Below are 13,194 nucleotides of genomic sequence, written 5' to 3'. Positions count from 1 at the left end.
ATATTAACACTTCAAATAAAGATGAACAGCGACTATCTCGTCATATCTTAGTCCGTTATGTTTAACTTCAAAACATCCGCTGATTGTAAGTAAACCGAGCACCCATTAATCGTTACGGCAATCTCATACCTAGTAATCCTGTTGAATAGATTCATTGCATAACATTTCATTACTTAACATTTGATAATAGGTATAATCATTTCTTTTTTTGTCTAATAGGCTGAACATGCAATTTGAAACTCACTTCATGCTAGATCGTGAACACTATGCAGAGTGTTTTGATCAATCAATGTTATTAAAAGGGCCACAAAAACCACGCTATATTTTCATTGCAGGTTTAATCATCGCCGGTTTGTTTTTTTTATTTGCAACGGATGTACAAGGTTTATTAGCTTGGTTCTTTTTTGCTATCGCCGCGTTGGAATATTTCAGTTTTAAATACAAACGTCCATGGTGGTTAACTCGACAAATGATGAGTAAAAATGCGGGTAATAAAATCACGCTTATTTTTGATGATCAAGGTATTGAAAATAAAAGCGTTTACATCAATAACCAATTGGCTTGGCAGTCTATCGATAGCTTCTATGAAACAGATGCTGGTTTTATGTTGAACTTACATCAAGGTGGACAGCAGTATTTAAGTAAAGCTTGTTTAGATGATTCGATACAAGAGTATATTCAGCAGCAATTAAGCAGTAAAAAACAGCCTATTCCTTCTCTAGCGAAGTAATAAACTATTCTTTATCAAGCTAATAAACAGTCGCCGTTTTATAAAAAATAAAGAACAAGTGAAACAATATCCACTTAATGGTTTTGTTTCACAAACTCTAAAAAAGCTCTATCTGCTTTAGATAAATAACCTTTCTTTCTCCAAGCAATTGAGATATCCAGAAAGATAGGCTCTTCAAAGGGAATAGAGATAATATCCGGTTCTTTTTCTGTCGCGAGTTCAAGTAACGCCGTTATTGCAAAATCACGTTTTACAATCTTAAGAATCACCGCCAGTAAGTTAGTTTCAAAGGAAAAGTCGGCGGTTAATTTTTCTTGTCGACAAATATCATCTAATTTTTCACGATGAAAATATCCCTGTTTAAACATCACTAATTCCTGAGAAAAGAACTCGGCATAGCTCAGTGATTTTTTATCAGCAAACTCATGCTCAGTATTCACCACGGCAACCATTTGTGAGCGAATGAGATGTTCAGAATCTAATGCTTCAGGTAAATTTCGCGCTTGAATGATCCCGAGGTCAATTTCCCCGTCGAGTAGCATTTTTTGTATCGACTGCGCACCTGCTTCAATCATAATTAATTTCAATTTTGGATAACGACTTTTAAAGGCCATCAAGACATCAGGAAAGTAATAAGTACCCATAATACTCGGTACACCTAGCCGCACTTCACCTTTTTCCAGGCCTCTTAGTTCTTTCATGGCTAAAGTGGCATCATCTAATTGTTGGATGATTTGTTTGGCATGCCCCAATAGAATTTCACCTTCATGGGTAAGGGTTATTTTTCGTTCATTACGACGAAAAAGCTCAAGCTCTAATTGCGCCTCTAATTTTTTAATAGCCACACTTAAAGCGGGTTGTGCTATGTGTAACGCATTGGCGGCATGCGTGATGTTTTGATACTTTGCCACCGCGGCAAAATAGGTAAGAAGTCGAGTATCCATGCTATAACCAAAAACTATTGAAGTGATAATTATTATATATTTTCACTATTGTAATGAACTTGCTACTGTTTCGATCTCGTTTCCTGTTGGTGATCACATCGATGATTGAATTTCGCAGTAAAGCTTATTATAAAGTCAGTGCCGCACTCGCTTTTGGCTCATTTTTAGTTTTTTGTAATCTGTATTTATTTCAACCTATGTTGCCCGTGTTAGCAAAAGACTTTGCCGTATCTGCAACACAAATTAATTGGTTACTCGCTGCTGGCACACTCACCCTTGCAATCATGTTACTGCCATGGGCATTTGCTTCAGAGTTAATAGGTCGCCGTAAAATACTATTAATTAGTTTATTTTTATTGCCAGTTATTGGTTTAACCTCGTTGTTAACAAACGACCTGGTACTTTTAATTATAAGTCGTGCATTAATGGGCATGGCATTAGCCGGATTTACTGCAGTAGCGGTCGCTTATATGGCGGAAGAATTTACAGCCAAAGCCTTTAGCTACGGAATTGGTGCTTATATCAGTGCGAATTCACTCGGTGGTATTTCAGGGCGAATATTTGGCGGTATGATAACCGATCACTTTAGTTGGCAAACAGCAGTCGCTTGTATGGCGTTACTCAGTTTAGTCGGCGCAATATTAGTTGCGTTAGTATTACCTAAACAAAGTAATAAAACGGTAAAAAGTATTCCTACTTCTCAATATCACCACGTTATTATTCAGCATTTAAAAAATAAAAAGATTTTCTTCGCGATGTTAATTGGCGGACTTAACTTTGCGCTGTTCATGAATTTATATACGGTAGCTGGATTTCGATTAGTCAGTGAACCTTACTCAATGCCAGTGAGTATCGCGTCGATGATTTTCTTATGTTACTTGTCTGGTACGTTAAGCTCTCGATTAGTCGGTATTTGGTGTCAACGGTTTAGGCCTATTACCGGTATGTTCGTAGGGGCGACTCTAGGATTATTGGGTATGCTAGTGGCAAGTTATGACTCCTTAGTGGTCATATTAATAGGATTAAATTTATTGAGTTTTGGTGCTTTTTTCACTCACTCCCTTGCTTATGGTTGGGTGAGCCAGCAAGCTGAACATTCTAAATCTACCGCGACGGCTCTTTATCTCGTTCATTATTATGTGTCTGGCAGTTTAGGTGGTTTTTATCTGATGTATTGTTGGCAACATGGTGGTTGGACGCAGGTAATGATTGGAGCGAGTATATTATATGCCGTAGTTTTTTGCTTATGTTGGCGCTTGGCAAGTTATGCCCGAAAGCAAACGACGGCGACGTTACAAGTGCAATAATTTAAATACCACCACTTAAGGTTCAACGGCTTATCGTTGTCGTTATAATAGCGATAGTGATGGTAATTGATGTGATGAGAGTTGAAGTGATGATGCTTATAGTTATAGTCGCTGTAATGATGATAGCTGGGACGGCGAAAAAGATAGTAATCACAAATGAGAGCATTAAGAATACACTGTTTTTAACAGTCTAATGTTGTTTAGCTATCTAGTTGATCCAAAGTAATAATAGGCAATGCACCATAGGCAACTTCTTGATAGGGATGAGCTTTTATCAATGCTGTTAGCGCGGCTTTTAATAGGCTTTCTTTACAGACCATTTCAACTCTATATTCATTTAATGCGGTTAATTGCTGCTGTTGACCAATATAAGGTGTGGCATTTTCTGAAGGTTTAAACTGACCTTGCCCTAAAACTTGCCAAGCACATTGTTGATATTCTCCGACTTGTCCTGCACCTGCGTTAAACATGGCTGTTTTAACAGTTTCGAGGGATTCTTCCGGTACATAAAAGTAAATTTGATACAACATATTGGCCTTTCCTTTTAGATGTCGATATTCGCTGATCAAAGCGATGAGCGAGAGGCTCTACGGTTTACAACAGAAAACAGCAACCAACAAGGTAAGCAGACAAGTATAGTGGTCAAAATATCGAACCATGAATGATACTCGAGCAGAGTCATCACCAACCCATAAGCCATCATGCTTACAAAAGCGTAACAACCGACTTTAAAATTAACACTCAACAATGCAAATACGATGACAGCAACCGCCACCGTATGCGAACTAAAATTAGCCCCCATTGACTGCCACCAGCCAAAATACAGCTCTATAAAAGCAAAACCATAAGCATATAAATAACCTGCTACAAAAGCGATAGCAAAGCTTTTTGTCATTGCAAAACGCAAGTAATAAACACCGCATAGCGCAAGGAGTGGTGAATATAAGTCAGCCATTATGGATAGCATCATTGAGCCCTTTTTATGGCAATCGAACTGTATATAAACTGATTAAGTAAAAAGATAACTAAACACTTGTTTATAAAAACTTACTTAACATACATTGCTTATACTAATCGTTTGTCTTTTCTTGAGAGTAATCAACAGTATGGTCGCAGCTGTTCTGCTTTTCACAATCATTGATACCATCTGAATCCGTATCCCAACTTTTATGCATAGTGCTATTAGCCGAGTTGTTATCAGTAGCATTCTTATTATTAGCTGTTTTTTTATGAGTGGTCTTTTTATCAATAGTAATACGTCTAAATGCTGCATGTTGATCATCTTTTGGATCTAGTGCCACCAGCTGTAATGTCATTTTATTCGACTGTGTTGGATAATCTTCCGCCGCTTGTTTAGGTCCATGGCTTTTAAAGTGAACTTCAATCATGCCCTCTTGAACAAACACATTATCTTTAACAATACTTTTCTCTTTAATCACTATCGTTTGTTCACGAATACGATTGCCTAATAACTCAGAGCTTAAATGTGTTGCTTGTTGGCTAGCAAAATCATAAGAAAAAAGTCCGATATAATCGAAAATACCACGACCCGCCGTATTAATAACAAAAGGCGCAGCGAAATAAGTAATACCCGTTCTATTGTCAGCTAACAAACTTAACTTAGACATATTTAAAAAGACAGAACCTCTTTCATAAATAGCTTTATCCTGACCATTAGTTGCCTCCTGTTCAGTTACTTTATGTTCAGGTGAAGTAACTAAGTCTTGATAATACCCTCGAAGATAGATCTCTTGTTCGACTTGCTCTGCTTTGTCTAAACTCACTAGACGTTGATTATCAGGATACACAATCGAAACAGGATGAGGTTTAGATAACGACTGGAAAATCATTTTTTCAGTTTTATCTTCACAGCTATTTTGATCAGCATTCCAATACCCTTCAATGTTTGTGCAAGCCTCTGGTGTGTTTGCTCTATTTTGTAAAAAATACGACACAATGACGATAACAACGAATGCGACCAATACTTTACTCAAGGTTTTGAACATATTATTTCTCTACTGATAGATTAATCTCAGATAATACTCGTGCAAACTCACTTGTCAGTGGCGCATGAATATCAACTCTCTGTTCTGTTTTAGGATGGATAACACTTAAATAAGCGGCATGTAATAGTAAACGATGAATATCAAAATTGTCTCTGAACATCGTGTTATGTTTACCGTCACCGTGTGAAGTATCGCCTACAATAGGGTGTCGTAAATGTTTCATATGACGACGCAATTGATGTTTACGTCCAGTTTTAGGCACTAGTTTCATTAATGAATAACGAGCGCTTTGATAAGGTCCAACGGCAATCGGCACTTCTGTTTGTGCTAAACAACTATACTCTGTCACTGCTTCTTGTGGCGGTTTAGTCATATCTGCTTTTTTATCTGCAATTTTGTCGTATTGATATTTCAGAGGATAATCTAACAGTCCTTGATCTAAGTGCCCTCGCACTACCGCAACATAACTTTTCTCGGTTGTTTGATCGATAAACTGTTGCATTAAATGGCGTGCGCTATCTTTATCTAACACAAACAATAATACCCCTGATGTTGGTCTGTCCAAACGATGCACTGGATACACATGTTGACCTATTTGGTCACGTAGTTTTTGAACAGCAAACTCGGTTGCATGAGTATCTAACCAACTACGATGAACCAACAAGCCCGATGGCTTATTAATCGCCACAAGATAATCATCCTGATATAAAATTTCTAGTTCAGGGCTGCTACTCTCAACCACAATATCTTGTTGCTCTTCAACCGTCGCCAGCATGGTGTCGATATTATCAAGATCGTCTTCTTGATGGTCATGTAAACCAGGTTCTAATTCTGTTTGTTGTTTCATGTTACTCACTTGCAAATACATTGGTATAGAGAATGATAAGGTCATTTAGAGTGACTTTATGCTCATGCCTAAATAAGGCAGTTAAAACCTGATTATTAAAAAGGTGATAAAATTGAAAGATAATAACAATAACCACCACAAACTGCATGTTGCTATTGTTTCAAGCGAGCATTAAGACAAAAATAAAATAGTGGCTATCCACTACTACATTAATAGCCACTATTAAATAATGATATGTAAGAAATATTAATTTGATAAGCAACACAGTATTCAATAAGCTTGCTTATTAAAACCAGCACATCCATATATTCTCCACACTTAACTTATGACTTTAAGAAAACCATTACTTTGAGAAATCCATTACTTTAAGAAATCCATTACTTTGAGAAATCCATTACTTTAAGAAATCCATTACTTTGAGAAAACTATTACTTTGAGAAAACCATTACTTTGAGAAAACTATGCATCAACTTCTAATCAAAAAAATAAAGACTTCATTGCTGCCATTCATTATTTTATCGAGCGCTGCTGTATTCAATATGGCCTATGCAAACGATAACGCTCAAGAGCAAGCCTTTGACCAGAAAGTTGATAAAGCAATAGCCCTCTCATTGGCACATCTAGAAAGCAGCGTCGCACTTATAAAAGACCCCACTTTATTTCCGACTTATGCGAACAAAGAATTGGCTTGGAATTTAAATACGTCCCATAAATGGACCGCTGGGTTTTATCCTGGCAGTTTATGGCAGGCTTATAAATTAAGTGGTGATCAACGCTATCAAACTTGGGCAAAACAATGGACAGAGACTCTTGCAGATCAAGTTAATGATGATGGCAGCCATGATCTAGGCTTTAAGTTTATGTGTACTTTCGGCAATGCATTAGTATTTAGTGATGACATCGATAAAGAAAGTTACAAACAAACCATCTTAGCCGCAGCAGCAACATTAGCTAAACGTTACCAACCTAAAATAGGCTTAATAAGCTCTGATTGGGACGATAAACATTTTGAAAACTCGACGCCAGTTGTTAGCGACATTATGATGAATTTAGAGTTACTGTTATGGGCAGCAGAAAATGGTGGCGATAAAAAGTGGGCTGAATATGCGAAAACCCACGCACTAAAAACCTATAAAGATTTCGTTCGTGAAAATGGCAGTAGTTACCACATAGTAAGATACAACAAAGATTCAGGTGCAATAATTAACAAAGGAACGTTACAAGGAGATGGCGATGAAACCACTTGGTCTCGCGGCCACGCGTGGATGGTTTATGGCATGGTCGTTATGTACCGCTACACTCAAGATCCAACGTATTTAAACTACGCTAAAACCTTATCTAACTACTTTATGTCACGACTTGCTGCAGATGGCATTTCGATGTGGGATCTTGATAGTAACATTTTACAACCTGACACCTCTGCATCAGCTATCTTTGCTTCGGCATTAATTGAAATGTCTGGTTATATTAAAGAGACTGAGCAACGTGAAAAGTTCACCCAACAATACCATGTCATATTAAGCGCTTTAATGAGTAAACCTTATTTCATTGAAGACACCAGCAAAGCCCCAATCATTGATAAATCAGTTCATTATTATACAAAACCAAGTGCTATTGATGTTCCTGCGAGCTTTACTGATTATTACTTTTTAGAAGCGCTGAATCGCTATAAGCAAAGACAGCATCAAGAACACATTAATTAATGAATGAGAAAGCTTCATGTAAGGTCTAATGTAAGAGGAAGAATGACGTACCCTAATTAAGTACATCTTATTTTAACTATCTTAACGGCTATAAAATCACTTTTTTAATTATATTGCTTAAAACCTAAAAAGTGTCAGATTACTTTACAGTTAATGTTAATTTACAAAATTTATAGTAAAAAAGAAATTTAAGATCAACATGATACAACTATGGCACTTTAATTGCTTTATATCTAATATAGAGTATTAATTTAATTAAGCTAAAGAATTGGAATATAAGTTATGAAAAAAATCCTCAGTATGTTTGTTTTTTTATTAATGAGCGCTTCAGTTAATGCTTCTGCATTATATGATTCAGGGCAAGCTACAAAAAACAGCTACAAATGTGTTGCTGAAGGATGTATCGGGTCAACTGAATGGTGGGTTATTTCTGAATTTACAGCAGATCAAGATTGGGATATAACCGGATTTGAATTTTTTGCTACCGATTTTAATGACACCAACCCTAATGGAGTAGGTCTTTCAAATTACCTATCAACTAGCTGGGAAATAATTTCTGGTGATGACCCGTATGGGGCTGCTTTGTATAGTGGCACAACTAAGGCTTCAACCAGCGATGCCTATTCATTTACAGATAGATTTAATGATAGCTTTGACGTAGTTTCATTCTTAATCTCTGATTTAGAAATTCAACTAGAGAGCGGAACTTATTTTTTAGCTGAACATCATGACTTTAGTGATGAGTCTCAATTTACTGCATTAGAAACAAATGAGAAACAAACTTATTACCATACAGATAGAGCTGGTGATAGATTTACTGGCGATAGTACACACGTTGTACAAGTAATTGGTACCGTACCAGAGCCAGCATTAATCGCTATATTTGGTTTAGGTTTAATTGGTTTAGGTTTTTCTCGTAAAAAGAAAAATGTGTAAATTAATTAGCTAGAAATAATAAGGCCTCGCTTAGCGAGGCTTTTTTTTGCTCTCATTTTAATTTTCTGGTTCATCACAGATAAGTAAAAATGGTTAAAACAGTAAAGTAATGGCACTAAGAAGCGTTAGGTTAGAGCGTTTATATCAACAAAATAAAAAGCTTAGTATAAAGAAAATCCTGTTATGAACAAAAACATAGCGACATTATTAGTAATACTAATAAGCTTATTTTTTAATACTTTAAATGACACTATTCAATTATAAATACATCACTCAGTATAAATCTTTATATTTATGACCTTTCAAAAACGATTACTTAAATAAACCTCTCTTCACCTATATCTATACCTTCGACTTAAACAATCATAATCGATAAAAATACAGTAAATAGTTCATTATTAAATTTATCTAATTTTTAGACATACATATAGTTTAATTTTTTATGCTTGTGTAACATATATAACAACATGAAAATCAACTGCTTAATGCTTATTCGATATCTTTAATAGTGTGATAAATTTTATAGTGAGTAACCATAATAGTATTCACTTTGTTATTTTAATATTCCTTTGAATAACAAATTTTTAATATATTTTATGATCCAATAGTCATTATTCGTGACCTAAAAAGGATTTCAAGCTATCAAGGATTGATTAAATATAGACAGGCGGTTATCCTGCACTCTCAGGTAAACATATAATAAGACATTTAGGAGTTAGACATGACAAAACCAGTAATTGGTTTCATCGGGCTTGGCCTTATGGGCGGCAACATGGTTGAAAACTTACAGACTCGTGGTTTTCAAGTAAACGTAATGGATCTTAACAAAGATGCTGTTGCTAAAGTAATTGCTCGTGGCAATGCAACTGAAGTTGCTTCAGGCAAAGAACTAGCTGAAAAAAGTGACATAGTAATGCTTGCACTGACTACTTCAAAAGTAGTTGAATTAGTAGTTTATGCTGAAGACGGTATCTTAGCTGGTATGTCTGAAGGCAAAACATTAATTGACTTCGGTACTTCTATTCCAGATTCTACTCGTAAAATCGGCGCAGCACTTGCTGAAAAAGGCTGTGGTATGATCGATGCACCTTTAGGCCGTACTCCTGCACACGCTAAAGATGGTTTATTGAACATCATGGCTGCTGGCGATATCGATACTTTCAACAAAGTTAAACCTGTTCTTGATGAGCAAGGCGAAAACGTATTCCACCTTGGTGCACTTGGTGCAGGTCACACAACTAAGTTAATCAATAACTTCATTGGTATGACTACAGTAACAGCTATGTCACAAGCATTTGCTGTTGCAAAAGCTGCTGGTGTTGATGGACAACAACTGTTTGATATTATGTCTGCAGGCCCATCTAATTCACCATTCATGCAGTTCACTAAATTCTATGCTGTAGATGGCGAAGAAAAATTAGGTTTCTCTGTTGCTAACGCAAACAAAGACCTTGGTTACTTCAACCAAATGGTTTCTGACCTAGGTGGCGAGTCTCTAATCGCTCAAGGTACTTCTGCTAATTTACAAGCAGCTGTAGATGCTGGTCTTGGTCAAAATGACGTGCCAGTCATTTTCGATTACTTCAACAGCAAATTAGAGAAGTAATTTGAATACTCACTACATTGTCTTTCTATGAACCGATAATATAGTGAGTAAATTAAACCATTAATGAGTGACTTAATTAATGGTTTAATTTTATCTTCATATCAATCATTAGTTAATTCAACTATAACCACCTCCTGATCCTTCTGACTTGTGTTTGACATTTTGTTTTAAAATCACATAAATAATATATTTAAATAATACGTGAACTGAATACTTTCATATCTATTGTTTGTTTTTTAATCATAAAAATATTTTCACGATACCTTTCTATACCCTCTTATGGTAAATAATCTTTTATTAACCAATACTTATAACCATTGAATGCTCCTCAACCCACTGCCATCACTACTTTTATAATACTTTAAGTAAAAAAAGCACAATATTCATTTTGCTTCTATACTTAGGCAATAAAAAAAACTTACTGACGGTAAAAACAATCAAAGAACAATAATAAATAGCCTTAAGCTATCAATTTAATTGAATTAAACCACTTCACATTTAAGGTTTTATGATCAATAGTTAACCTATAGGTAGTATATTTAAACCAAACAATTTACCCCCAACATTAATCAATAGAGGATCTAAATATGTCAAATAGTAAGTGTCCAGTTATGCACGGTGGTGCAACAACAACTGAAGCAAATAAGGTTTGGTGGCCAAAAGCACTTAACCTAGATATTCTTCACCAATATGATACAAAAACAAATCCATTAGAAGCAGACTTTGATTATCGTGAAGCAGTGAAAACACTAGATGTTGAAGCGCTTAAAAAAGATATGATTTCATTAATGACAGATAGCCAACCTTGGTGGCCTGCTGATTGGGGTCACTACGGTGGTCTGATGATCCGTATGACTTGGCACTCTGCTGGTACTTACCGTATCTCTGATGGTCGTGGTGGCGCAGCATCTGGTAGTCAACGTTTTGCACCGCTAAACTCTTGGCCTGACAATGCAAACCTTGATAAAGCACGTCGTTTACTTTGGCCAATCAAAAAGAAATACGGTAACAAATTAAGCTGGGCTGATTTAATCGCTTATGCTGGTACGATGGCTTATGAATCAATGGGTTTAAATACATTTGGTTTTGCTTTTGGACGTGAAGATATTTGGCACCCAGAAAAAGACATCTACTGGGGTTCAGAAAGAGAATGGTTAGCACCAAGCGGTAGTGAAGGTTCTCGTTACTCTGGTGAGCGTGATTTAGAAAACCCACTAGCAGCGGTAATGATGGGTCTTATCTATGTAAACCCAGAAGGTGTTGACGGTAAATCGGATCCACAAAAAACAGCTAATGATATACGTGTAACGTTTGAACGTATGGCAATGAATGATGAAGAAACGGTAGCATTAACAGCCGGTGGTCATACTGTAGGTAAAGCACACGGTAATGGCGATGCTTCACAAGTAGAAGCGGATCCTGAAGGCGCAGAATTAGAAGACCAAGGCTTTGGTTGGTTGAATAAAACTAAACGTGGTATCGGCCGTGACACGGTTACAAGTGGTATTGAAGGTGCTTGGACATCTAACCCTACAAAATGGGATAATGGTTTCTTTGATCTATTACTTAACTACGATTGGGAATTGAAAAAAAGCCCAGCTGGTGCAACACAATGGGAGCCAATTGATCTTCCTGAAGATAAAAAACCAGTTGACGTTGAAGATTTAACAACACGTTATAACCCAATGATGACTGATGCCGATATGGCAATGAAAGTCGATCCTGAGTACCGTAAAATTTCAGAGAAATTTGCTCAAGATCAAGACTACTTTTCAGAAGTATTTGCTCGAGCATGGTTTAAACTAACGCATCGTGATTTAGGTCCTAAAGCACGTTACATTGGTCCAGACGTACCAAAAGAAGAACTAATTTGGCAAGACCCTGTACCAGCTGGTAATACTAGTTACGATGTTGAAGCCGTTAAAGCAAAAATTGCTGCAAGTGATTTAACAGTCAGTGAATTAGTAACAACAGCATGGGATAGTGCAAGAACTTACCGTGGTTCAGACAAACGCGGTGGCGCAAATGGCGCTCGTATCCGCCTAGCACCACAAAAAGATTGGGAAGGTAATGAACCTACTCGTCTAGCTAAAGTATTAACAGTACTTGAAGCTATCGCAAGTGAAACGGGTGCAAGTGTTGCAGATGTGATTGTTTTAGCCGGTAATGTTGGTATTGAGAAATCAGCAAAAGAAGCAGGTTTTGAAGTAACTGTACCATTCTCAGCAGGTCGTGGTGACGCAACAGCTGAAATGACTGATGATGAGTCTTTTGCTGTACTTGAACCTGTTCATGATGGTTTCCGTAACTGGCAGAAACAGCATTACACAGTAACACCAGAAGAAATGTTGCTTGACCGTACTCAATTGATGGGCTTAACAGCACCTGAAATGACAGTATTAATTGGTGGACTACGTGTTATAGGTACTAACTTCGGTGGCACTAAACATGGTGTATTTACAGATAACGAAGGTGCATTAACAAATGACTTCTTTGTTAACTTAACTGATATGAGTAACTCATGGATCCCAACGGGCCGCAACTCTTATGAGATTCAAGATACTGCAACAAAAGCAGTTAAATGGACAGCGACTCGTGCAGACCTTGTATTTGGTTCTAACTCAATTCTTCGTTCATACGTTGAAGTTTATGCTCAAGACGATAACAAAGAAAAATTTGTTAAAGACTTCGTTGCAGCATGGGCTAAAGTAATGAATGCAGATCGTTTTGATTTAGCTTAATTCGAGAATATAACCATCGCTATTAATTAATATTAAATGGTAGCGATCAGTTTAACCTCTAATTACTAGCCTAAAGATTGAAAAACTACAAATCCCTGATGTTCATTCATTAGGGATTTTTTTTGTTTAAATTTTGCTTATGACAATAGATTATGTGCGGTTAATTAACGTATTAGGTGAGCTAATACGATGGGTTATGCATTCTACTTTTATAAAATATGGAATTATTCATTAAACCACACAACAATTCAGGAAATTTAGAATAGGTGATTACTTTCTCCTCTAGAACAAGTAAGGCGATTTTTTAAGTAAAATGCACCTTACTCATCAAATGACTATAGGGTTTTAGTTAACTGATTTTTTATTAGAAATCC

General features: G+C 36.5%; 11 protein-coding genes. 6 read left to right on the top strand and 5 right to left on the bottom strand.

Annotated elements, in window-relative coordinates; all coding sequences use genetic code 11:
- Positions 1-226 precede the first annotated feature (226 nt).
- On the top strand, positions 227-730 hold the full coding sequence (locus tag GQR59_RS04020; RefSeq protein ID WP_160060801.1) for a YcxB family protein: 504 nt from the start codon (positions 227-229) through the stop codon (positions 728-730).
- Positions 731-804: 74 nt separating this feature from the next.
- On the opposite strand, the gene GQR59_RS04015 is transcribed toward GQR59_RS04020, so the two are convergent.
- A complete protein-coding gene (locus GQR59_RS04015; RefSeq protein ID WP_160060800.1) occupies positions 805-1,674 on the bottom strand; it encodes a LysR family transcriptional regulator in 870 nt (289 codons plus the stop codon).
- Between the two features lie 101 nt (positions 1,675-1,775).
- Here GQR59_RS04015 and GQR59_RS04010 point away from each other — a divergent pair, with 101 nt between their 5' ends.
- Positions 1,776-2,981, top strand: coding sequence for an MFS transporter (locus GQR59_RS04010; protein WP_201288013.1), 1,206 nt, complete (start codon positions 1,776-1,778; stop codon positions 2,979-2,981).
- 200 nt (positions 2,982-3,181) lie between these two features.
- On the opposite strand, the gene GQR59_RS04005 is transcribed toward GQR59_RS04010, so the two are convergent.
- From GQR59_RS04005 to truC, 4 genes are all read right to left on the bottom strand, one after another.
- Entirely contained in the window at positions 3,182-3,511 is a 330-nt protein-coding gene (locus GQR59_RS04005; RefSeq protein ID WP_236546643.1) for an NGG1p interacting factor NIF3, read from the bottom strand.
- A gap of 35 nt (positions 3,512-3,546) precedes the next feature.
- A complete protein-coding gene (locus tag GQR59_RS04000; RefSeq protein WP_160060799.1) occupies positions 3,547-3,951 on the bottom strand; it encodes a hypothetical protein in 405 nt (134 codons plus the stop codon).
- Between the two features lie 100 nt (positions 3,952-4,051).
- Entirely contained in the window at positions 4,052-4,987 is a 936-nt protein-coding gene (locus tag GQR59_RS03995) for a hypothetical protein (RefSeq protein ID WP_160060798.1), read from the bottom strand.
- A 1-nt stretch (position 4,988) separates the two neighbouring features.
- Complete coding sequence (truC, locus tag GQR59_RS03990; RefSeq protein ID WP_160062384.1) at positions 4,989-5,762, bottom strand: tRNA pseudouridine(65) synthase TruC; 774 nt, start codon at positions 5,760-5,762, stop codon at positions 4,989-4,991.
- 533 nt (positions 5,763-6,295) lie between these two features.
- Between truC and GQR59_RS03985 the strand changes: the two genes are divergently transcribed.
- From GQR59_RS03985 to katG, 4 genes are all read left to right on the top strand, one after another.
- Positions 6,296-7,537, top strand: a complete 1,242-nt coding sequence (locus tag GQR59_RS03985) for a glycoside hydrolase family 88 protein (RefSeq protein WP_160060797.1) — start codon at positions 6,296-6,298, stop codon at positions 7,535-7,537.
- 282 nt (positions 7,538-7,819) lie between these two features.
- Positions 7,820-8,473, top strand: a complete 654-nt coding sequence (locus GQR59_RS03980) for a PEP-CTERM sorting domain-containing protein (protein ID WP_160060796.1) — start codon at positions 7,820-7,822, stop codon at positions 8,471-8,473.
- Between the two features lie 721 nt (positions 8,474-9,194).
- On the top strand, positions 9,195-10,079 hold the full coding sequence (locus GQR59_RS03975) for an NAD(P)-dependent oxidoreductase (protein WP_160060795.1): 885 nt from the start codon (positions 9,195-9,197) through the stop codon (positions 10,077-10,079).
- Positions 10,080-10,666: 587 nt separating this feature from the next.
- Positions 10,667-12,820 (top strand): catalase/peroxidase HPI, encoded by a 2,154-nt coding sequence (gene katG / locus GQR59_RS03970; RefSeq protein WP_160060794.1) that lies wholly within the window; start codon positions 10,667-10,669, stop codon positions 12,818-12,820.
- Positions 12,821-13,194: the final 374 nt, after the last annotated feature.

This window comes from Psychromonas sp. L1A2 (assembly GCF_009828855.1).
Taxonomy (GTDB): Bacteria; Pseudomonadota; Gammaproteobacteria; order Enterobacterales; family Psychromonadaceae; genus Psychromonas.
Note: the sequence above shows the minus strand (reverse complement) of the source record. Positions and strands in the feature narration are given on the sequence as shown.